We start from the raw sequence: 21,911 nt of genomic DNA on the forward strand, positions 1-21,911 counted from the left end.
GTGAAGGGGGTGAGGGCCTGGCGGGCCGCCGGGACGGTCGTGGTCGTCCTGGCCATGATCGGTGCCGGACTGCAGACCTGGTCGATGGTGGTGCAGCAGCGCACCAGCACCAGCCGGCCGTACGACATGGCGATCCACCGGCTCCAGCTGGAGACCGGCAACGCGGCGGTCCGGGTGCGGGCCGGGCAGGAGGGCCACGTGGTGGTCCGGCAGAGCCTGGACTGGCTGGTGCGCAAGCCGGTGGTGTCCACCGTCTTCGACGACGGCGTGCTCACGGTCGGGCTGCGCTGCCGGCAGGTCCTGCCGTTCGCGGACTTCGGCTGCGGCGCCGAGATCGAGCTGGAGGTGCCGGCCGCGACCGAGGTGACCGGCTCGGTGGGCTCGGGCACCGTCCAGGTGGAGGGCCTGAGCGGGGACGTGCGGATGGAGCTGACCTCCGGCCAGCTGCTGCTCGCCGACACCTCCGGGAACGTGTCCGTGCACGCCACCTCCGGTCTGGTGCAGGGCTCGAACCTGAGCGTCCGGCGGGTGACGGCACGGGTCACCACGGGCTCGGTGCAGCTGGGCTTCGCGCAGGCCCCCCAGGAGGTGGACACCACGGCGACCTCCGGTTCGGTGGAGCTGGCGCTGCCGAAGGACAGCCGGTACGCCGTCTCCAGCGAGATCGGCAGCGGCAACGGCCGGATCGATCCGGTGCTGGCGGACTCCGCGAGCCCGAGCCGGGTGCACGTCGCGGTCACCTCCGGGGCGATCACCATCGTCCCGGCGCCGTCGCGCTCGGAGCACCCGGGGCCGCCGGAGCCGTCGGAACCGGCCGAGCACTCCTCGGCGCCGGAGCCCACCTCCACGCCGAAGCCCACCTCGGCACCGGAGGCCGCCACGGCGCCGTCGGTCCTGTAGCGGGGGCGCCCCGGAGCGGGCGGGGGCCGCTCACCCGGGTGGGGGACAATGAAGAGTCCCGTCCCCATCACCCGAGGTCAGCCGCGCATGACAGCCACGCCCGCACCCACCGCGCCCGACACCGAGTTCGCGCCGCTCGACATCGGCCCGATCCGGGTGTGGCCGCCCGTCGTGCTGGCGCCGATGGCCGGCATCACCAACGCGCCGTTCCGCACCCTGTGCCGGGAGCAGAGCGGCGGCCGGGGCCTGTACGTCTCGGAGATGATCACCACCCGGGCGCTGGTCGAGCGCAACGCCAAGACCATGCAGCTGATCAAGTTCGACCCGAGCGAGAAGCCCCGCTCGATCCAGCTGTACGGGGTGGACCCGGTGACCGTCGGCAAGGCCGCCCGGATGATCTCCGAGGAGGGCCTGGCCGACCACATCGACCTCAACTTCGGCTGCCCCGTCCCCAAGGTCACCCGCAAGGGCGGCGGCTCGGCGCTGCCGTACAAGCGCAACCTGCTGCGCGAGATCCTGCGCGAGGCCGTCGCGAACGCGGGCGACCTGCCGGTGACGATGAAGATGCGCAAGGGCATCGACGACGACCACCTCACCTACCTGGACGCCGGCCGGATCGGCGCCGAGGAGGGCGTGGCCGCGATCGCCCTGCACGGGCGCACCGCCGCCCAGCACTACGGCGGGACGGCCGACTGGTCGGCGATCGCCCGGCTGCGCGAGTCCGTCCCGGCACACATCCCGGTGCTGGGCAACGGGGACATCTGGTCGGCCGACGACGCGGTGCGGATGATGCGCGAGACGGGCTGCGACGGCGTGGTGGTGGGCCGTGGCTGCCTGGGGCGGCCGTGGCTGTTCAAGGACCTGGTCGCGATCTTCGAGGGCGACGTGGACTACGCCCGCCCCGACTTCGGCTACGTGGCCGCGGCGATGGTGCGGCACGCGCAGCTGCTCGGCGAGTGGCTGGGCGACGAGGCGCGCGGCGTGATCGACTTCCGCAAGCACGTCGCCTGGTACACCAAGGGCTTCTCGGTCGGCTCCGAGTTGCGGGTGCGGCTCGCCGGCTCCTCCTCGTTGGCCGAACTGGCCGAAACCCTCTCCCAGGTGGAGCAGTCCCAGGGCTGGCCGGAGGGCGCGGACGGCCCGCGCGGGCGGACCAGCGGGAACAACCGGGTGGTCCTGCCCGAGGGCTGGTTGGACGATCCGTACGACTGTGCCCGACCGGGCGTCGACGCCGAATCGGACACATCCGGCGGCTGATCTATACGGACCGGCGAAATCGACCCCTCGGGGCCGATGGCCATCAGGTCCCAGCTCTCTTGTCCATCCTGGACAAGGGGGCTCCTTTTCGGCGCTAGGTCATCACGGAGAGAGCACGTTTCTGGACGCGGTGCGACGATCGGCGCAGGGGTTCTACGTTCGACCCGTGAGATGCGCTGGTGACGCTTGCCACATACGGTGGGGACTGACGGCCGGTCACTGGACGAAGTGGACAGGTCGGCTGTGAATCGCTTCCCGAAGTCGGTCGGCCGGTGATCCGCCGATCCGGGTGCAGGAAATCAAGCCGGGACAACGCGATGGCTCCGCAGTCGCTACGGTGCGTCCGGATCGTGCGATCTGAGAGTCTGCTTGTCTTCAAGAATTGAACACTTGCTCGCGTCAGGCGGACGATTTCACCAACAGAGGTGAACGCCTTTATGTGCATTCGATCTAGCGGGTTACCGCTCGGTACCGGCCTCGTGTGGCCTATTCAGGGCAGAGAAGTGCCTTCGAAATGGGTATGTTCTCCGGCGTCAGGGCAACCGCGTACGAGGAGACCGACCCGTGCCGTCCCAGCAGAAGTTTGTTTACTCCTTCACCGAAGGAAACAAGGACCTCAAGGATCTTCTTGGCGGCAAGGGCGCGAACCTGGCCGAGATGACCAACCTGGGCCTCCCCGTCCCTCCGGGGTTCACCATCACCACCGAGGCCTGCAAGGTCTTCCTGGAGACCGGCAGTGAGCCGTCCTCGCTGCACGAGGAGATCAGCGCCCACCTGGACGCCCTCGAGCAGGAGATGGGCAAGAAGCTCGGCCAGGCCGACAACCCCCTCCTGGTCTCGGTGCGCTCCGGAGCGAAGTTCTCCATGCCCGGCATGATGGACACCGTCCTCAACATCGGTCTCTCCGACGTCTCGGTGGCCGGCCTCGTCGCCCAGTCCGGCAACGAGCGCTTCGCCTGGGACTCCTACCGCCGCCTGGTCCAGATGTTCGGCAAGACCGTGCTGGGCGTCGACGGCGAGCTCTTCGAGGAGGCCCTGGACGAGGCCAAGCACGCCAAGGGCACCGTCAACGACCTCGACCTGGACGCCGCCGACCTCAAGGCGCTCGTCGAGGTATTCAAGGGCATCGTCGAGCGCGAGACCGGCCGGGCCTTCCCGCAGGACCCGCGCGAGCAGATGGACCTCGCGATCCACGCCGTCTTCCACTCCTGGAACGGCGACCGCGCCCGGCTGTACCGCCGCCAGGAGCGCATCCCGAACGACCTGGGCACCGCGGTCAACGTCTGCACCATGGTCTTCGGCAACCTCGGCGAGGACTCCGGCACCGGCGTCGCCTTCACCCGCGACCCCTCCACCGGCACCCAGGGCGTCTACGGCGACTACCTGTCCAACGCCCAGGGCGAGGACGTCGTCGCCGGCATCCGCAACACCCTGCCGCTGGCCGAGCTGGAGAAGCTCGACAAGAAGTCGTACGACGAGCTGATGGCGATCATGCAGAAGCTCGAGAACCACTACCGCGACCTCTGCGACATCGAGTTCACCATCGAGCGCGGCAAGCTCTGGATGCTCCAGACCCGCGTCGGCAAGCGCACCGCCGCGGCCGCCTTCCGGATCGCCGTCCAGCTGGTCGACCAGGGCCTGATCGACCTGGACGAGGCCCTGATGCGGGTCACCGGCGGCCAGCTCTCGCAGCTGATGTTCCCCCGCTTCGCCCCCAACGCCGAGTCGCAGCAGATCGCCTGGGGCCTGGCCGCCTCGCCGGGCGCCGCGATCGGCAAGGTCGTCTTCGACTCGTACACCGCCGTCAAGTGGTCCCGCTCCGGCGAGAAGGTCATCCTGGTCCGCCGCGAGACCAACCCGGACGACCTGGACGGCATGATCGCCGCCGAGGGCATCCTGACCTCGCGCGGCGGCAAGACCTCACACGCGGCCGTGGTCGCCCGCGGCATGGGCAAGACCTGTGTCTGCGGCGCCGAGGAGCTGGAGGTCGACACCAAGGCCCGCCGCTTCACCACCGCCGACGGCCAGGTGGTCCACGAGGGCGACGTCGTCTCGATCGACGGCGCCACCGGCAAGGTCTACCTCGGCGAGGTGCCCGTCCTGCCGTCCCCCGTGGTCGAGTACTTCGAGGGCACCCTGCACGCCGGCGCCGACGTCCAGGGCGGACTGGTCCAGGCCGTGCACCGGCTGATGTCGCACGCCGACGGCCGCCGCCGGCTGGCCGTGCGCGCCAACGCCGACAACGCCGAGGACGGCTCGCGCGCCCGCCGCTACGGCGCCCAGGGCATCGGCCTGTGCCGCACCGAGCACATGTTCCTCGGCGAGGAGCGCCGCAAGGAGGTCGAGCACCTGATCCTGGCGGACAACGACAAGGACCGCGAGCTCGCCCTCTCCACCCTGCTGCCGCTGCAGAAGGGCGACTTCCTGGAGCTCTTCCAGGCGATGGACGGCCTGCCGGTCACCGTCCGTCTGCTCGACCCGCCGCTGCACGAGTTCCTGCCGGACATCACCGAGCTGTCGGTGCGCGTCGCCCTGGCCGAGGCCCGCAAGGACCCGAACGAGAACGACCTGCGCCTGCTCCAGGCGGTGCACAAGCTGCACGAGCAGAACCCGATGCTCGGCCTGCGCGGCGTCCGCCTCGGCCTGGTCATCCCCGGCCTGTTCGGCATGCAGGTCCGGGCCATCGCCGAGGCCGCCGCCGAGCGCAAGCTGGCCGGCGGGGACCCGCGTCCCGAGGTGATGATCCCGCTGGTCGGCACCGTCCAGGAGCTGGAGCTGGTCCGCGACGAGTGCGAGCGGGTGCTCGCCGAGGTCGCCCGGACCACCGGCGTCCAGCTGGACATCAAGCTCGGCACCATGATCGAGCTGCCGCGCGCCGCGGTGACCGCCGGGCAGATCGCCGAGGCCGCCGAGTTCTTCTCCTTCGGCACCAACGACCTGACCCAGACGGTCTGGGGCTTCTCCCGGGACGACGTGGAGGCCTCGTTCTTCACCGCCTACCTGGAGAAGGGCATCTTCGGGGTCTCCCCGTTCGAGACCATCGACCGCGACGGCGTCGGCTCGCTGGTCAGGCACGCCGTCGAGGCCGGCCGGGCCACCCGTCCCGACCTCAAGCTCGGCGTCTGCGGCGAGCACGGCGGCGACCCGGACTCGGTCCACTTCTTCCACGAGGTGGGGCTGGACTACGTCTCCTGCTCCCCCTTCCGGATCCCGGTGGCGCGCCTGGAGGCCGGCCGCGCCGCCATCGAGTCGGCGGGCAGCGACTCGCGCTGAGGAGGGTAGGCATCCCCTCCGCACGCGCGGGTACGACTGACCGCTCCCCCTCCCGTCGGGAGGGCGTACACCGGAGCTCGGCGCAGGAGAACCGGCGTACGTGACACGGCCGGGCGGGAACGGACAACGGCGTCCGTTCCCGCCCGGCCGTACGTCTGCCCCGCCCGGCCGTGCTTCCGCGCACGGGCCGGGGCGCGGACCGGCCCCGGGCACGGCACGGCCGACGCACCGTCCGGTGTGGCGGCGGCCACGTGTGTAGCTGTGCCGGCGCGGCCCGGCCGCCTGCCAAGCTGGAACGCATGACCAACCGCAGAAACCCGCTCGTCGTCGTGGCCGTGCTGATCCTGGCGGTCCTGGCCGGGGTCGGGTACCTCCTCACCGACAAGGGGAGCGGCCACCCCAGGGCCGCCGCGAGCTCCACCGCGGCCGCCACCGCCGGTCCTTCGACGTCCGGGTCCTCGGCGCCCAAGCCCTCGGCCCCCAAGCCGACCCCGCCCCCCGGAGGCGCCTCGGCCCCCGCCCCGGCCGGCACCTGGGTGCCCACCGACGCGGCCCTGGCCGACGTCTGCCGCAGCAAGCTCCCCAGCCAGGCCGTGGACACCCTCACCCTGATCGCCAAGGGCGGGCCCTACCCGTACAACCGGGACGGCATCGTCTTCGAGAACCGGGAGAGCCGCCTCCCCAAGAAGGCCGGCGGCTACTACCACGAGTACACCGTGGTCACCCCGGGCTCCGACGACCGCGGCACCCGCCGCGTGGTGACCGGCGACGCCGGCGAGCAGTACTGGTCCGCCGACCACTACGCCACCTTCCTGGAGATCGACTCCCGCTGCTGAGCGCGGCCGCACAGGGCCCCACCGCGCGCCGAGGTCCGCCGCTCACCGCGCCCGCCGCCAGGTGATCCGGGGGTGCGGCGGGTGCGGGCCGGTGGTGACCAGGGCGGTCAGTTCGTGGAGCACCGGGGACGGGTCGCGGCGGAGCTGGGCCGGGGTGGTGCGGACCACCGGGAGACCGGCCGCGGTGAGGCGGTTGGCGCGGGCCGGGCCCCGTTCGTGCTCGGCCGGACGCAGGTGCCAGGCACGGGAGTCGATCTCCAAGGCCACGCAGGCGTGCGGCCAGTAGGCGTCCGGGACGGCGAGGAAGCGGCCGTCCAGGAACAGCACCGGGTTCCACAGCGGCTCCGGGAGACCCGCGTGCGCCAGCACCTCGCGGGCCTCGCCCTCCACCACCGACCGCACCCCGACCGTCAGGTCCTCCACCACCTGGGCCACCTGGGGCAGCCCGAGCGCGCCCGGTCGGGACAGCAACTGGTCGAGCAGTTCGCCGAGTTCGCAGTGTCGGCGCTGGACCGCCTCCGCGCACAGCGCCCGGAACCGGCGCTGCCCGGTCTCCTTCGGCGCGAGGTCCGCCAGCGCCCGGGCGACCGTGGTGCTCCACAGTCCGTCGCTCCGCTCGAAGCCGCCCGGCATGGCTCCGGAGGCACGGTGGATCCGGACGAACTCCCTGTCTCCGACCCGTCGTTGAGCCGGGATCAGGATGTCGACGGAGTTCAGGTCGGCCGGGTGCCCGGCGCTCGGCAGTCCGGCCTCGGCCAGCACCGTGAAGCCGGTCAGCAGCACCTCGCCGGTCCGCGGTTCGCGCCCCTTCGGCGTCGCGTACGCCAGTGCCGCCCGCATCTTCTGATGGAACGTCAGTCGCCCGCTCTGGAGGCAGATCACCCGGGGCAGCACCTGTTGCCAGGGCCCGCCCGGCCGCAGCCGGTGGGCGATGGTGCCGGAGGGCACCCCGAGCCGGCGCAGCTGTGCCCGGGTGGCGATGTGCTGCTGGTCGGCGCCCAGCAGGGCGACCGGGTCGAGGGGGTGTGCGCGGGTCATGCCCCGGTGCCTGCCCGCCCGGATCGGAGGTATGCGAAACATCCCCCGTCGGTGGGGGCTGCGGTCACGGGTGTTGACGGACCGGCAGCTCAACCGCTGAGCTGGAGTCCATATGACCATTCCATCGACGCACGCCGGCCCCGCGCTGGACGCGCTCCTCGGCCTCGCCGTCGGCGACGCCCTCGGTGCCCAGTTCTTCGTCCCGGAGACCGCCCGGGCCCACCTCGCCGACCGCACCGAACCCCCCGGCCCCTGGCCCTGGACCGACGACACCGAGATGGCCTGCTCGGTCCACGCCGCCCACACCGAGCGCGGCGCGATCGACACCTTCGACCTCACCCACGCCTTCGCCCTGCGCCACGACTTCGACCGCGGCTACGGCCCGGCCGCCAACCGCCTGCTGCGGCTGATCCGCGAGGGCGGCGACGCCGAACGGCTGGCCGCCGCACTCTTCGACGGCCAGGGCTCCTACGGCAACGGCGCCGCGATGCGGGTCGCCCCGCTCGGAGCCGCGTACGCCGAGGACCCGAGGGCCGTGGTGGGCCCCGCCGCCCGCACCGCCCTGATCACCCACACCCACCCGCAGGCCGTGGACGGCGCGATCGCGGTCGCGGTGGCGGCCGCGTACGCCGCGCGGACCCGCACCCGGCCGATGACGCCGGCCCGCTTCCTGGAGGCGGTGGCCGCCCTCACCCCGAACGGCGCCGTCAAGGACGGACTCCGGGAGGCCCGCGGACTGCTCGCCGGGGCGGACTTCCGGCTCGCCGCACGGGTGCTCGGCAACGGCAGCCGCACGTCCGCGGCCGACACCGTCCCGTACGCGCTGTGGTGCGCGGCCCGGAACCCGGCCGACTACCGCGCCGCCGTCCGGGACGCGATCGCGGCCGGGGGCGACATGGACACCGTCGCCGCGATCACCGGCGGGGTGGTGGCCGCGCACACCGGCACAGCGGGCATCCCGCGCGGCTGGCTGGACGCCTGCGAACCACTGCCGGACTGGGCGTTCCCCGAGCCGGGCAGCGTCCGGGCGGCCGGTGAACCGCACCTGACGCCGATCAGCCTTCCCCGCCCGCACCCGGTGCCCGACCTGCTCTGGTCGGACGCCGACTGGGAGCGGATCAGGCGCGGCCTGCGGGCCCGGGACGCGGACGAGCGCTGGGTCGCGTTCACCTCCGAGGGCGTCCTGCACCTGCACCGCGGCGTGGGCGGCGCGGAGATCTACCGGGTCCGGGTGGCCCGGGTGCGGGGCGGCTGGCGGCCGACCGAGGTGCTGGTGGAGGCCGACCCCGGCCGCCACCGCGGCTGGGACAACCACACCGTCCTGCCGGTCGTCCTGGACCTGGTGCGGTCCGGCTACGGGCTGCCCGGCCTCAGGCCGTGATCATCAGCTGCCCGGTGCCGCTGCCGCCCTGTCTAAGGCACTCCTGGTTGATCGCCGGATCCGGGGCGCTCGGCGAGGTGGCGGCGGCGATCCGCAGCTCGATGATGTCCCGCACGGCCGGCCACTCGTCGTCGAGGATCGAGTAGAACGCGGTGGAGCGCACCACGCCGTCCAGCCCGCGCGAGTGCGCCCGGCGGACGCCCTCGGAGGTCGCGCCGAGCCGCTCGATGGCGGTGCGCGAGCGCAGGTTGCGGGCGTCCGCGCGCAGCGAGATCCGCTGCACGCCCCAGGTCTCGAAGGCGTGGCGCAGCATCAGCAGCTTGGCCTCGGTGTTGATGCCGGTGCCCTGGGCGCGCGGCGAGAGCCAGGTGTTGCCGATCTCGGCCGCGTCCGGGACGGCCGTGTCCGGGTCGCCGAACGGGACACCGGGCGTGGGCGGCCACACCAGCGGCCCGCGCCAGTAGTCGAGTTCCAGGAACCGGGTGGAACCGACGACCCGGCCGTCGGCGACGCTCACCGTCGCGAACGGCAGCGACCGGCCCGCGGCCTGGTCGGCGAGCGCCCGCGCGACGTAGTCGCGGGCGGCTTCCAGACCGTGCGGGACGGGGGTGAAGGCGTAGGTCGTACGGTCCTCGGCGCCGGCCTCGGCGATGGCCTCGGCATGGTGCGCGGCAAGGGGCTCCAGCCGCACGGTGCGGCCGGTGAGGATGACAGGTACGGGCACGGAACCTTGGTCCTTCATCGGTCGGAGGGTTGCCTCCCGTGCCGGGGTGCGGCGCGGGGTGCTCTGGGCTGGGTACGCCTGGGCCCGGGCCCGCCGGCCGGGTGCCCGCGCACGCCGGAGGTCCGGTCGAACGGGGTGGGGGCGGCGGCCCGGAACGGGCGGCGCGGGTGCCGGAACGGGCACGGGTCCTCGGACCGGTCCGGCGGGAAGAGCGAGGGGACAGTGTGCGTCCGCGAAATGGCCGAGAAGGGTACGAGAGCGCGAAGGGAAGCAGGCGGCCAGGTGAAGGCAAGATGCGTCGTGGGTGGCTGGCCGAGCACCGGACCGGGACGTGGCCGACGGCGTTACGGACGACGTGACGACGACGCGACGATGCGAGGCAGCGAGAGGACGATACCCGCCAGAAGGCGGTGCGTCACTTCGCGGCACGCGAATGGCCGCGCGGGCCGTTTCCGGACCCCGCGGACGGGCCCGTTCCGGGGGCGTGACCAGGGGCTCTTCCTTCGGGTGCGATCATGGTCCGGAACGGTCGCCGGAGGCGGTCGGACGAGCCCTCCGAAGGGCCGTCGGACGGGCTCGGCAGCGGTCCTGCGGCCGGATCCGTCCACTGGACCGGGCCAGGGCCGGGCCGGGTCCAGGACCGGGCGGAAACAGGACGGACCGGGGGCGGAACCGGTCCGGTGGCCGGGGACGGGAATTCCGGCGGCGCCCGGCACGCTGAAAAGACGAGAAGCCGGTCGACCGGGACGAGCAGAGAACGGGGTTGGGTGCGCGGTGCGGGACTTCCAGGCGCTGTACGAGCTGGACCAGCAGGGCGTGGCCGCCGTCGCCGCGGCCAACGAGCGGTTGCGCGACACCGGTGCCGGCCTCGTGCTGCTCCAGCACTACGAGGGCTTCATGGACGCCGGGGAGGCCGGCGGCCAGGTGGTGGCCCACCTGCTGGAGACGGGCTCGCCGCTGGTGGTGGCCCGCTTCGACCACGACCGTCTGGTGGACTACCGGGCCCGCCGCCCCGCGATGGTCTTCGACCAGGACAGCTGGACGTCCTACGACCCGCCGGAGATCCTGCTCCAGCTCGTCCACGACGCCGCCGGCGCACCGTTCCTGCTGCTCACCGGCCCCGAACCGGACGTCGAGTGGGAGCGCTTCGCGCGCGCCGTCCGCGAGCTGGTGGAGCGGTTCGAGGTCCGGCTCTCGATCGACTTCCACGGCATCCCGATGGGCGTGCCGCACACCCGCCCGGTCGGCATGACGCCGCACGGCAACCGGCTGGACCTCGCCCCGGGCTACCCGCAGTGGTTCGAGCAGGCGCAGGTCCCGGGCAGCGCCCAGGCGCTGGTGGAGTACCGGCTGGCCGAGGCCGGGCACGACGTCCTCGGCTTCGCCGTGCACGTCCCGCACTACGTGGCCCGCTCCGCCTACCCGGCGGCGGCCGTGCAGATCCTGGAGGCGGCGCAGTCCGCCACCGGCCTGGTGCTGCCCGGCACCCAGCTGCGCGAGCGGGTCGCCGAGGTCTACGCCGACATCGAGGAGCAGCTGTCCCAGGGCGACGGCGAGCTGCGCTCGGCGATCCGCGGCATGGAGGGCCAGTACGACGCGGTGGCGGGCGCGGAGGGCCGGGAGAGCCTGCTGGCCGAGCCGGTGGACCTGCCCTCGGCGGACGAACTGGGGCGGCGCTTCGAGCAGTTCCTGGCCGAGCACGAGCGCGGCGCGGAGTAGCGCGGCAGCCGTACCGGCGGCCGCGCGCCGCCGCCACGACCGCGCGGGGGGCCGGAGTCGGACGGGCCCGGGGGGCCGGAGTCGGACGGGCCCGGGGGGCCGGAGTCGGACGGGCCCGGGGGTCGGATTCCGGCCGGTTCGGGCCCGCCGGGAGACGAATCGCCCGGGGCGGGAGTCATCGGCCTGGATCGTTCGTTGGCCCCTGGTGTGCCCGGGGGACGGGCCGCCGTGAGGAGCCGACCGTGACCCGCATCCCCGGGGGGAGAGCATGCCGAGGACCGCACGCCCGACCATCGCCCTGACCGTCGGACTGGCCGCAGCGCTGCTGGCCGGCTGCACCGACGACGCCGGCTCGGACAGCCGGAACAACGGCGCCGCGGGCGCGACGCCCGCCCGCGCGCAGGCCGGCGCGGCCTCGTCGCCGACCACCGCCCCGCCGCCCACCGGCCCGTACGTCGCGCTCGGCGACTCGTACACCGCCGGGATGAAGATCCCGCCGCAGGTCGGCGAGCCGGGCGGCTGCTCCCGCTCCGGGGCCAACTACCCGTCCCTGGTGGCGAAGGCGCTCTCGCTCGGCGCCGGGCAGTTCAAGGACGTCAGCTGCAGCGGCGCCCGCACCGGGGACCTGACCGGCCCGCAGAAGGTCGCCGACGGCACCAACCCGGCCCAGCTGGACGCGCTGACCGCGGACACCCGGCTGGTCACCCTGGGGATCGGCGGCAACGACGCGGGCTTCATGGAGGTCGTGACGGAGTGCGCCAAGGACAACCTGGTGGACATCCTCAAGGGTGTGATCACCGACAGCGCGGAGCGGATCAGCGACTCGCCCTGCCGGGACCACTACGCGGCCGGCAACGGCACCGACGAGGTCCAGCGCAAGGTGGACGCGGCCGGCGACCGGCTCGGCCAGGTGCTCCAGGACGTCAGGAAGCGCTCACCGAAGGCCAGGGTCTACGTGATCGGGTACCCGGGGCTGCTCCCGGCAGACCCGGCGAGCTGCGTGCCGGTGCTCGGCAACGCCGTGTCCGCCGCCGACCTCCGCTTCCTGGTGGAGAAGCAGCAGCAGCTCAACGGCATGCTCAGGAAGCGTGCCGAGGCGGCCGGCGCGGTCTTCGTGGACCTCGCCGGGCCCTCGTCCGGGCACGACATGTGCGCGGGGGAGGACCAGCGCTGGGTGGAGCCGCCGCTCCCGGCCCGGGGGCTGGCGCCGATCCACCCCAACGCCAAGGGCCAGGAGGCGGTGTCCGGGGTCGTCCTGAAGGCGATCAGGGGCTGAGGACGCCGACGGCCGCCGCGGCCCCGGCACGACCGGGGCCGCGGCGAGGGCCCGCAGCGCCCGTCAGGGGTTCGTGGGCGAGGATTCACGCTCCCGTCCGCGCTCCTTCGTGCGCGGCACACCCGGCGTGTCGGGGGCCGGGCGTACCGTGAGAGCCATATGGACGACACCACGCACCGCCTCGCCGCCCCGATCCCGTACGACCGCTCCGCCGAGGCCCGCTGGGTCCCCGAACCCGACAAGCGCCCGGGCCGCACGGCCTTCCAGCGCGACCGCGCCCGGGTACTGCACTCGGCCGCGCTGCGCCGGCTGGCCGGCACCACCCAGGTGGTCGCCCCGATGCAGAGCGACTTCCCGCGCACCAGGCTCACCCACTCCCTCGAATGCGCCCAGGTAGGGCGGGAGTTGGGTGCCGCCCTGGGCTGCGACCCGGACCTCGTGGAGACGGCCTGCCTGGCCCACGACATCGGCCACCCGCCGTTCGGCCACACCGGCGAGGAGGCCCTCGACCAGGCCGCCGAGGCCTGCGGCGGCTTCGAGGGCAACGCCCAGTCGCTGCGCATCCTGACCAGGCTCGAACCCAAGCGCTTCGCGCCCCGGGAGGAGCAGCCCACCGCCCGGCTCGCCCCCTGGCCGGGCCGCAGCGTCGGCCTCAACCTGAGCCGGGCCGCCCTCGACGCCGCCACCAAGTACCCGTGGACCAAGGGCGCCCACCCCACCGACCCGGCCTCGCCCAAGTACGGCGTCTACGCCGACGACCTGCCGGTCTTCCGCTGGCTGCGGGCCGGCGCCCCGGCCGGCCGCAAGTGCTTCGAGGCCACCGTGATGGACTGGTCCGACGACGTGGCCTACTCCACCCACGACGTCGAGGACGGCCTCCAGGCCGGCCACATCGACCCGGCCGCCCTGCGCGCCCCGAGCGAGCGCGCCGAGCTCTTCAAGGTCGCCGAGCGCTACGCCGGGGACGCCGAGCCGGAGGAGCTGACCGCCGCCCTGGACCGGCTGCTCGCCCAGGAGTGGTGGCCCAGCTCCTACGACGGCACCGCCCGTGCCCGGGCCGGGCTCAAGGACCTCACCAGCCAGCTGATCGGCCGCTTCTGCCTGGCCGCCGAGCAGGCCACCCGCGCCCGCTACGGCCCCGGCCGGCTCACCCGCCACGGCGCCGAGCTGGTGGTGCCGAGGGACGTCCGGCTGGAGTGCGCGGTGCTCAAGGCGGTGGCCGTCCGCTACGTGATGCAGCGCGACGAGCAGGCCCAGCTGCGGGCCCGCCAGCGGATCGTGATCGCCGAGCTGGCGTACGTCCTCACCCAGCGCGCCCCCGAGGGGCTGGACCCGGTGTTCGCCGCCATGTACCGCGAGGCCGAGGACGACCGCGCCGCCCTGCGCACGGTCATCGACCAGATCGCCACCCTGACCGACGCCTCGGCCCTGGCCCTGCACGCCAGGCTCGTCGGCGCCGCCTGGGCGTAGCCGCCCGGCCCCGCCGGCGCGGCCGGGAGGCTCCGCTCGCCCTCTCTCCCCACTCCCCGCCGGGAGGCGCCCCCGGCCCCACCGGGCGTGCCCCCGGCGCAGCCGGAAAGCCCGGCCGTCCCAGTAGACTTCCGGGGTGGCCGGGCGGATCAGGGACGAAGACGTACAGGCGGTGCGCAGCGCACTGCCGATCGACGCGGTGGTCGGCGACTACGTACAGCTGACCAACGGTGGCGGCGGCGAGTACAAGGGCGTCTGCCCCTTCCACGACGAGAAGTCCGCCTCCTTCTACGTGAACCCCGCCAAGGGCGTCTTCCACTGCTTCGGCTGCCAGGAGAACGGCGACACCATCGCCTTCCTGATGAAGATCGAACACTTCACCTTCGCCGAGGCCGTCGAGCGGATGGCCGCCCAGGCCGGCATCACCCTGCGCTACGAGGAGGGCGGCTACAGCCCGCGCCACCAGCAGGGCGAGCGGACCCGGCTGGTCGAGGCGCACAAGGTGGCCGCCGCCTACTACCGGGAGCAGCTGGCCTCGCCGGAGGCGGAGATCGGCCGCCGCTTCCTGGCCGAGCGGGGCTTCGACGAGGAGGCCGCGACGGCCTTCGGCGTCGGCTACGCACCCGCGGGGTGGGAGCACCTGGTCCGCTACCTGCGCGGCAAGGGCTTCACCGACAAGGAGATCCTGCTGGGCGGCCTCGCCTCGCAGGGCCAGCGCGGCGGCCTGATCGACCGCTTCCGGGGCCGGCTGGTCTGGCCGATCCGGGACATCGCGGGCGAGGTGGTCGGCTTCGGCGCCCGCCGCCTGCGCGAGGACGACAACGGTCCCAAGTACCTCAACACCCCCGAGACGCCGATCTACAAGAAGTCCCACGTGCTGTACGGCCTCGACCTGGCGAAGAAGGAGATCGCCAAGTCGGGCCGCGCGGTGGTGGTCGAGGGCTACACCGACGTGATGGCGTGCCACCTGGCCGGGGTCACCTCGGCGGTGGCCACCTGCGGCACCGCCTTCGCCGAGGACCACATCAAGATCATCCGCCGGCTGCTGATGGACACCTCGCACAGTGCCAGTGGTTTGGGGCGGGGCGAGACCGTCTTCACCTTCGACGGCGACGCGGCCGGCCAGAAGGCCGCCCTGCGCGCCTTCGAGGACGACCAGAAGTTCGCCGCCAAGACCTCCATCGCGGTCAGCCCGGGCGGCATGGACCCGTGCGAGCTGCGCCTGGCCCAGGGCGACGAGGCGGTCAAGCACCTGATCGACAACCCGGTCCCGCTGTTCGAGTTCGCGCTGACCTCGGTGGTGGCCCGGCACCGGGTGGACACCCCGGAGGGGCGTTCGGCGGCGCTGGAGGAGGCGGCCCCGATCGTCGCCAAGATCAAGGACCGCTCGATCCAGCACGAGTACGCCGTCCGGCTGGCCGGCATGCTCGGCATCCTGGACGAGCAGTTCGTCGTCCGCCGGATCTCCCAGCTGGCCCGCTGGGACCGCGAGCGCCAGCAGAACCCGCGCGGCGCGGCCGCCCAGCGCCGCCCCGAGCCGGCCCAGCCGCAGCGCCCCGCGCAGCCCGTCTTCCGGCTCAATCCGCGCGACCCGGCCCAGTTCGTCGAGCGGGAGCTGCTCAAGCTGGCGCTCCAGCACCCGGACCTGGTCAGCCCGGCCTTCGACCACTACGGCGACGACGAGTTCCCGACCCCGCCGTACACCGCCGTCCGGCAGGCCATCGCCAAGGCCGGCGGCGCCGCGTACGGGGCGACCCTGCCCGACTTCACCAGCGCGGTGCGCGAGGCGTCCCCGGACGACCGGGTGCGCTCGCTGGTCACCGAGCTGACCGTCGAGCCGGTGCGCTCGCGCCGCAAGGCGGACGCGATCTACGCGGGGGAGTTCCTCGTCAAGCTGCGCCTGCTGGCGGTGGACCGGCGGATCACCGAGGTCCGCGGCTACCTCCAGCGGCTCGGCCCCCGGGCCGAGGCCGAGCAGCTGCACGCGGTGCAGACCGAGCTGTGGCAGCTCCAGCAGTACGGGCAGCAGCTGCGCAGCCGGGGTGCGGCGGCGCTGTAGCGCCTCCCGCGGACCACCACGGGAACCGCACGCAGAAAGTCGGCGCACGAGTCTCGGCCACGGAGTGTGGCGTACCGCACACTGGAGGGCGTCCCACCTCCGTACAGCGCGGGTCCGCCAGAGTCGCGCCCGCCCCGAGGGGATGCCCGTGGAGCAAGGCGTCGTCGCAGCGACCACCACCAGTACGAGAGCGAACCCGGCCGGGCGGCAGGGGGCCGGGGAACAGGAGACCCACCACGGCCGGGCCGGGGCGCCACCCCCGGACGGTGCCCGGGTCCCCGCCCAGGGCCTGCCGGAAGGCCACCCGGACGGCCCGGACGGCCCGGACGGCCCGGACGGCCCGGACGGCCCGGACCCCGGGCCAGGATCCGAACTCGGGGCCGAGCCGGGCTTCGACGCGCGGGCTGGGGCCGAGGACCAGGACGAGCGCCGCGGGCCCGTCGACGACACCGGGCCGGCCGCCGACCTGCTGCGCCAGTACCTGCGCGAGATCGGCCGGATCCGGCTGCTCACCGCCGAGGAGGAGGTCGAGCTGGCCCGCCGGGTGGAGGCCGGCGTCTTCGCCGAGGAGCGGCTGGACGGCGACCCGCCGCCGCCCGACCCGCTGGCCGGCGAGCTGGACGCCCTGGTGGTGCGGGGCCGGATCGCCAAGCGCCGGCTGATCGAGGCGAACCTGCGGCTGGTGGTCTCCGTCGCCAAGCGCTACGTCGGCCGCGGACTGACCCTGTTGGACCTCGTCCAGGAGGGCAACCTGGGCCTGATCCGGGCGGTGGAGAAGTTCGACTACACCCGCGGTTTCAAGTTCTCCACGTACGCGACCTGGTGGATCCGGCAGGCGATGAGCCGGGCGCTGGCCGACCAGGCCCGGACGATCCGGGTGCCGGTGCACGTGGTCGAGCTGATCAACCGGGTGGTCCGGGCGAAGCGCGCCCTGCTCCAGGAGCGCGGCCGGGAACCGACGGCGGCCGAGATCGCCGCCACCCTGGAGCTGACCGAGGAGCGGGTGCGCGAGCTGCTCCGGCTGGCCCAGGAGCCGATCTCGCTGCACACCCCGGTCGGCGAGGAGGACGACGTCGCGTTCGGGGACCTGATCGAGGACGCCGACGCCGCCTCGCCCGCCGAGTCCGCGACCTTCCTGCTGCTGCGCCAGCACCTGGAGGCCGTCCTGGCCACCCTGGGGGAGCGGGAGCGCCAGGTCGTCCAGCTCCGCTACGGGCTGGACGACGGCCGCCCGCGCACGCTGGAGGAGATCGGCGCGGTGTTCGGCGTGACGCGGGAGCGGATCCGCCAGATCGAGTCGAAGACCCTGGTCAAGCTCCGCGACCACGCCTACGCCGAGCAGCTGCGCGGCTACCTCGACTAGGAGGCGGGCTGGGAGGGGCCCGCCGACTGGGACGGGCCCGCCGGCTCGGTGGGAGTCACCGGTTCGGTGGGCGCCGCCGGTTCGGTGGGCGCCGGGGCGGCCGGCGTGGCCGGGGCCGGGGTCGTCGGGGCTCCAGCACCGGCGCCCGGCGGGGGAGAGGCCGCTCCGATCGGGATCGGGGTGGAGGCCACCACCGCGGCCAGGTCGGAGACCACCGCGGTGCAGTCGTGCCCGGCCGGCTGGTACCCGCAGACCTGGAAGGTGACGGCCGGGTCCGCCGCGTTCAGCATCGGCGAGTAGTTGTCGTAGCCCCAGTGGATGAGTGCCGTCTCGCTGTCGCCGTTTCCGTCGGTGATCGTCGCGTAGTCCTTCGGCTGGCCCTCGGTGATGGCCGCCCAGGCGGCCCGGCAGGTCTGGCTGTACCGGAGGTAGACGACCACCTTGCCGATCACCTGGGTCTGCAGGGTCCGGGCGTCCTTGCCGCAGCCGGTGGTCTTCGGGTCCTTGTGGGCGCAGCCGACGCCCTGGCAGGCCGGATCGCTCTTGGCGGTGGCAGCGGTGGCGGCGGGCGACACTGCCGGTTCGGCGGCCGCCGAGGCCTGCCCGTCGTGCCGGTCGAACCGCAGGCCCACCAGGACCAGCAGCAGCGCCAGCCCGGCCGCGCCGGCGAGCAGCGCCGCCGGGCGCCGCCACCAGGCGAGGGTGGCGGCGCCCGGCTCCTGCCCGGACACCGCTGCCTCGTCGGCGGGTTCCTCCGCGGGGGCTTCCCCGGCGCCCGGGGGCTCCTCGGCGACGGCCGGCCGCTCCAGGCCGCCGCCCTCGCTCTCGCCTTCGGCCCTGCCCGCGGCCGCGTCCGTGCCCGCGTCCGTGCCCGTGGCCACCGCCGGGGCCGCCGTCGACGGCTCCGCCATCGCCCTGCGCCACAGCGCTTGCAGCGCGGCCCCGTCGCAGTCGACCGTCCCGACCAGCGCCTCCAGCGCCTGCTCGGTGACGATCCGTTTGCCGTTGAGCCAGCGCTCCCAGGAGGCCCGGCTGTAGTGCGTCCGGGTGGCCAGCTCGGACAGCGAAAGCCCGGCGGCGTCCTTGATCGTCCGGAGCTCCTCCGCCAGGCGTCGGGCGGGCTCGGTCAGCTCCTCGGGCAGCTGCTTCCAGGCGGAACCCACTGCGGCGCTCCAAACTCGAGAAACGGGGGCGGGGAACGGGTGAGCGACGGGGTCCGGGCCCGGGCCGTCCGGCGTCTGCGCTTCTCAAACCTGACCGGCCTGCCGTCCCAAACCCCAGGTCATGGCGCTGAGACGGACGGAAGTGTCTCACAACCCCCGGAGGTGCTCGAACATTCACGTGATCGTCGTGCAGAGTTCTCTGGCCGATGCGGTTCGCCCGTCAGCGAACGGTTCGGACACCGATCGACGACACGTCGTCGGTCCGCATCCGGTCCCGGTCCCCCACCGGGCCGGGGCAGCCTCGCGGGGGGAGGCTGCCCCGGCCCGACCGGGACGCTCCGGCGGGGAGGGCGCTTCACCGCCCCTCCCCGCCGTGACCTCTCCCCAGGAGTGCGGACCGGGAGTGCGGACCGGGTGTGCGGACGGCGTGGGCGAGCGGTCAGTGGTGGAAGCCCGGCCGGGGCGGTACCCCGAGTTCCTGGAGCGGGACGGGCTGGCGCCGCAGCTCCGGCAGCAGCCGGCCGAGGTCGGCCAGCAGCAGGTCGGCGAGGTCCCGGGAGAAGCCGTTGCGGCAGACCACCCGGAGCACCGACAGGTCCTCCCGGTTCGCCGGGAAGGTGTACGCGGGCACCTGCCAGCCGCGCTCGCGCAGCCGCCGGGAGACGTCGAACACGTCGAACGGGAGGCCCTCCTCGGTGGTGAAGGCGAACACCGGCAGCTGGTCGCCCCGGGTCAGCAGCCGGAAGCCGCCCAGTTTCTCGATCTGCCCGGCCAGGTAGGTGGCGACCTCGCGGCAGGCGCCCTGGACGGCCTGGAAGCCCTCCCGGCCGAGCCGCAGGAAGACGTAGTACTGGGCGACCACCTCGGCGCCGGGGCGGGAGAAGTTGAGGGCGAAGGTCGGCATCTCGCCGCCCAGGTAGTTGACCCGGAAGACCAGTTCCTCCGGCAGCGCCGCCTTGTCGCGCCAGAGCGCCCAGCCCACGCCCGGGTAGACCAGGCCGTACTTGTGGCCGGAGGTGTTGATCGAGGCCACCCGGGGCAGCCGGAAGTCCCAGATCAGCTCCGGGTCGAGGAAGGGCGCCACCATGCCGCCGGAGGCGCCGTCCACGTGCACCGGGATGTCGATGCCGGTGCGCTCCTGGTAGGCGTCCAGGGCCGCGCAGATCTCCGCGACCGGCTCGTACGAGCCGTCGAAGGTGGATCCGAGCACGCCGACCACACCGATGGTGTTCTCGTCGCACAGTGCGACCGCCTGCTCGGCGTCCAGGTGGAAGCGGGTGCCCTCCATCGGCGCCTGGCGTGCCTCGATCTCCCAGAAGTTGCAGAACTTCTCCCAGCAGACCTGCACGTTGGCGCCCATCACCAGGTTGGGCCGAGCCCCGGCGGCGTAGCGGTCGGCGTTGCGGCGCATCCACCGGCGCTTGAGCGCCATGCCGGCCAGCATGCAGGCCTCGCTGGAGCCGGTGGTGGAGCAGCCGACCACGGCGTCCGGGTCGGGGGCGTGCCAGAGGTCGGCGAGGATCGCCACGCAGCGCCGCTCCAGCTCGGCGGTCTGCGGGTACTCGTCCTTGTCGATCATGTTCTTGTCGAGGCACTCGGCCATCAGACGGGCGGCCTGGGCCTCCATCGAGGTGGTGACGAAGGTCGCCAGGTTGAGCTTGGCGTTGCCGTCCAGCATCAGCTCGTCGTGGACCAGCTGGTACGCGGTGTCGGCCGTGACCGGTCCCTCGCCGAGTCGGTGCAGCGGCGGGGCCAGCTCCATCGAGCCCAGCGGGTCGGCGATCGTCGGGTACGGGCCCATGCTCAGCCGGCGGTCGCCGCCGGCTCCCCTGTGCAGCGCCATGGCGTCCTGCCGTCCTTCGCGTTCGGTGGCCGTGTCCCGTCCCACGCTGCCACCGGCCACCGGGTGACGCATCTTCACCGGCTGCTTCGAGCCAGGGGCGGGCCGGCCCCGTCCGGGGTCAGCCCGCGACCTCCGGGTGGATCTGGTCGCGGGCGGCCCGGTACTGCTGACGCACCGCCGAGCCGATCGCCAGGTCCTGCTCCCCGTCGGGCTCGACGGTCTCCGCGTCCGGCAGCTCCCAGGCCGGCGGCTCCGGGGTGCCCGCCAGCGCCCAGGCGGCCTGCCGGGCGGCCCCGCGGGCGGCGTGGGCGCCCGGCGGCGGCACCACGACCGGGACGCCGAACAGCATCGGGGCGATGTGCCGCACGGCGGGCAGCCGCCCCGCGGTGCCGAGCAGGAACACCCGCTTCACCGCGACGCCCCGGGCGCGCAGTACGTCGAGGGCGTCGGCGATGTTGCACAGCATGCCCTCGACGGCGGCCCGGGCCAGGTGCTGAGGGGTCATCGCCTCCGCCCGAAGGCCGGTCAGGGTGCCGGCCGCGTGCGGCAGCGCGGGGGTGCGCTCGCCGTCCAGGTACGGCAGCAGCACCAGGCCGTAGGCGCCGGGGGTGGAGTGCAGGGCGAGGTCGCTGAGGCCCTCCAGGTCCCGGCCGAGCAGGGCGGCGGTGGAGCGCAGCACCTGGGCGGCGTTGAGGGTGGCGACCATCGGCAGGTGCCGGCCGCTGGCGTCGGCGAAGGAGGAGACCAGGCCGGAGGCGTCCACCACGGCCTCCTCGTGCACCGCGAAGATCGTCCCGGCGCTGCCGAGCGAGACCACCGCGTCGCCCGGGCCGAGGCCCAGGCCCAGCGCGGCGGCCATGTTGTCCCCGGTGCCGGCCGAGATCAGCAGGCCCTCGGGGGTGTGCCCGGCGGGCTCCGCCGGGGGCAGGACGTCGGGCAGCCGGAGTTCGTGGCCGAGCGCCAGTTCCACCAGGTCCTGCCGGTACTCGCCGGTGATCGGCGACCAGTAGCCGGTGCCGGAGGCGTCGCCGCGGTCGGTGGTGCGGCGCTTGGGGTGGCCGAGCAGCTGCCAGACCAGCCAGTCGTGCGGCAGCAGCACCTCGGCGACCCGGCGGGCGTTGGCCGGCTCGAACTCGGCCAGCCAGCGCAGCTTGGCGATGGTGTACGTGGGGGCGGGCACGGCGCCGATCGCGGCGGTCCAGGCGGCCGCGCCGCCGAAGGCGTCCAGCAGCTTGGCGGCGGCGCCGCTGGAGCGCGGGTCGTTCCACAGGATCGCCGGCCGGACCTGCACCCCGCCGGCGTCCAGGCCGATCATCCCGTGCTGCTGGGCGCTGACCCCGATCGCCCGGACGCCCTCCAGCAGGCCGCCGGTCGCGGCGTCGCCGAGCGAGTGCAGCCAGACCTGGGGGTCGGCCTCGCCCGGGCGCAGGTCCTGGTCCTCGGGGACGGGATGGGGCGCCTTGCCGGAGCGCAGGAGGGCACCGGTGTCGGCGTCGCACGCCACGATCCGGGTGCGGTTGGTCGAGCTGTCTATCCCCGCGACGATGGCCATGCCGAGATCATGCCTCAGCCGGACCCTGGACGCGTCCGGGCCGGGCGGGCCGTTGCC

15 protein-coding genes are annotated in these 21,911 nt (G+C 73.8%); 10 read left to right on the top strand and 5 right to left on the bottom strand.

All coding sequences use genetic code 11. From position 1 onward, the window contains the following. From ACWDBB_RS10075 to ACWDBB_RS10090, 4 genes are all read left to right on the top strand, one after another. On the top strand, positions 1 to 900 hold the full coding sequence (locus ACWDBB_RS10075) for a DUF4097 family beta strand repeat-containing protein (protein ID WP_449789126.1): 900 nt from the start codon (positions 1 to 3) through the stop codon (positions 898 to 900). Positions 901 to 987: 87 nt separating this feature from the next. Then, the gene (gene dusB, locus ACWDBB_RS10080; protein WP_449789127.1) at positions 988 to 2,157 is read left to right on the top strand and encodes a tRNA dihydrouridine synthase DusB; all 1,170 of its coding nucleotides are present in this window, start codon (positions 988 to 990) and stop codon (positions 2,155 to 2,157) included. 564 nt (positions 2,158 to 2,721) lie between these two features. Beyond that, positions 2,722 to 5,430, top strand: a complete 2,709-nt coding sequence (gene ppdK / locus ACWDBB_RS10085; RefSeq protein ID WP_449789128.1) for a pyruvate, phosphate dikinase — start codon at positions 2,722 to 2,724, stop codon at positions 5,428 to 5,430. Between the two features lie 299 nt (positions 5,431 to 5,729). Beyond that, positions 5,730 to 6,266 (top strand): ribonuclease, encoded by a 537-nt coding sequence (locus ACWDBB_RS10090; protein WP_449789129.1) that lies wholly within the window; start codon positions 5,730 to 5,732, stop codon positions 6,264 to 6,266. Positions 6,267 to 6,308: 42 nt separating this feature from the next. Here the strand turns inward: ACWDBB_RS10090 and ACWDBB_RS10095 are convergent, their stop codons facing one another. Beyond that, positions 6,309 to 7,304, bottom strand: coding sequence for a hypothetical protein (locus ACWDBB_RS10095; RefSeq protein WP_449789130.1), 996 nt, complete (start codon positions 7,302 to 7,304; stop codon positions 6,309 to 6,311). A 112-nt stretch (positions 7,305 to 7,416) separates the two neighbouring features. On the opposite strand from ACWDBB_RS10095, the gene ACWDBB_RS10100 reads away from it, so the two are divergent. Next, positions 7,417 to 8,685: an ADP-ribosylglycohydrolase family protein gene (locus ACWDBB_RS10100; protein ID WP_449789131.1), complete on the top strand. Its 1,269-nt coding sequence runs from the start codon at positions 7,417 to 7,419 to the stop codon at positions 8,683 to 8,685. On the opposite strand, the gene ACWDBB_RS10105 is transcribed toward ACWDBB_RS10100, so the two are convergent. Next, entirely contained in the window at positions 8,675 to 9,409 is a 735-nt protein-coding gene (locus tag ACWDBB_RS10105; protein ID WP_392869775.1) for a GNAT family N-acetyltransferase, read from the bottom strand. The two genes, ACWDBB_RS10100 and ACWDBB_RS10105, sit on opposite strands and share 11 nt — an antisense overlap. Before the next feature lie 774 nt (positions 9,410 to 10,183). Between ACWDBB_RS10105 and ACWDBB_RS10110 the strand changes: the two genes are divergently transcribed. From ACWDBB_RS10110 to ACWDBB_RS10130, 5 genes are all read left to right on the top strand, one after another. Beyond that, a complete protein-coding gene (locus ACWDBB_RS10110; protein ID WP_449789132.1) occupies positions 10,184 to 11,128 on the top strand; it encodes a PAC2 family protein in 945 nt (314 codons plus the stop codon). A 268-nt stretch (positions 11,129 to 11,396) separates the two neighbouring features. Beyond that, positions 11,397 to 12,404, top strand: a complete 1,008-nt coding sequence (locus ACWDBB_RS10115) for an SGNH/GDSL hydrolase family protein (RefSeq protein ID WP_449789133.1) — start codon at positions 11,397 to 11,399, stop codon at positions 12,402 to 12,404. A 159-nt stretch (positions 12,405 to 12,563) separates the two neighbouring features. After that, positions 12,564 to 13,874, top strand: coding sequence for a deoxyguanosinetriphosphate triphosphohydrolase (locus ACWDBB_RS10120; protein ID WP_449789134.1), 1,311 nt, complete (start codon positions 12,564 to 12,566; stop codon positions 13,872 to 13,874). A 136-nt stretch (positions 13,875 to 14,010) separates the two neighbouring features. Beyond that, on the top strand, positions 14,011 to 15,933 hold the full coding sequence (gene dnaG / locus ACWDBB_RS10125) for a DNA primase (protein ID WP_449789135.1): 1,923 nt from the start codon (positions 14,011 to 14,013) through the stop codon (positions 15,931 to 15,933). Between the two features lie 289 nt (positions 15,934 to 16,222). Further along, positions 16,223 to 17,296 carry an RNA polymerase sigma factor gene (locus tag ACWDBB_RS10130; RefSeq protein WP_449789262.1) on the top strand — a complete coding sequence of 358 codons (1,074 nt, stop codon included), beginning with the start codon at positions 16,223 to 16,225 and terminating at the stop codon, positions 17,294 to 17,296. Here ACWDBB_RS10130 and ACWDBB_RS10135 read toward each other — a convergent pair. From ACWDBB_RS10135 to ACWDBB_RS10145, 3 genes are all read right to left on the bottom strand, one after another. Then, the gene (locus tag ACWDBB_RS10135; protein WP_449789136.1) at positions 17,293 to 18,459 is read right to left on the bottom strand and encodes a DUF2690 domain-containing protein; all 1,167 of its coding nucleotides are present in this window, start codon (positions 18,457 to 18,459) and stop codon (positions 17,293 to 17,295) included. The two genes, ACWDBB_RS10130 and ACWDBB_RS10135, sit on opposite strands and share 4 nt — an antisense overlap. Positions 18,460 to 18,898: 439 nt before the next feature. Further along, positions 18,899 to 20,302 (bottom strand): glutamate decarboxylase, encoded by a 1,404-nt coding sequence (locus ACWDBB_RS10140; RefSeq protein ID WP_449789137.1) that lies wholly within the window; start codon positions 20,300 to 20,302, stop codon positions 18,899 to 18,901. A gap of 118 nt (positions 20,303 to 20,420) precedes the next feature. Continuing rightward, a complete protein-coding gene (locus tag ACWDBB_RS10145; protein ID WP_449789138.1) occupies positions 20,421 to 21,854 on the bottom strand; it encodes an FGGY family carbohydrate kinase in 1,434 nt (477 codons plus the stop codon). Between the last annotated feature and the right edge of the window lie 57 nt (positions 21,855 to 21,911).

It is taken from the genome of Kitasatospora sp. NPDC001095, from assembly GCF_053598615.1.

What these genes read in the sequence shown, in the direction of transcription:
- dusB (WP_449789127.1), top strand. Translation starts at nt 988, where the DNA reads ATGACAGCCACGCCCGCACCCACCGCGCCCGACACCGAGTTCGCGCCG.
- ACWDBB_RS10090 (WP_449789129.1), top strand. Translation starts at nt 5,730, where the DNA reads ATGACCAACCGCAGAAACCCGCTCGTCGTCGTGGCCGTGCTGATCCTG.
- ACWDBB_RS10095 (WP_449789130.1), bottom strand. Translation starts at nt 7,304, where the DNA reads ATGACCCGCGCACACCCCCTCGACCCGGTCGCCCTGCTGGGCGCCGAC.
- ACWDBB_RS10100 (WP_449789131.1), top strand. Translation starts at nt 7,417, where the DNA reads ATGACCATTCCATCGACGCACGCCGGCCCCGCGCTGGACGCGCTCCTC.
- ACWDBB_RS10115 (WP_449789133.1), top strand. Translation starts at nt 11,397, where the DNA reads ATGCCGAGGACCGCACGCCCGACCATCGCCCTGACCGTCGGACTGGCC.
- ACWDBB_RS10120 (WP_449789134.1), top strand. Translation starts at nt 12,564, where the DNA reads ATGGACGACACCACGCACCGCCTCGCCGCCCCGATCCCGTACGACCGC.
- ACWDBB_RS10140 (WP_449789137.1), bottom strand. Translation starts at nt 20,302, where the DNA reads ATGGCGCTGCACAGGGGAGCCGGCGGCGACCGCCGGCTGAGCATGGGC.
- ACWDBB_RS10145 (WP_449789138.1), bottom strand. Translation starts at nt 21,854, where the DNA reads ATGGCCATCGTCGCGGGGATAGACAGCTCGACCAACCGCACCCGGATC.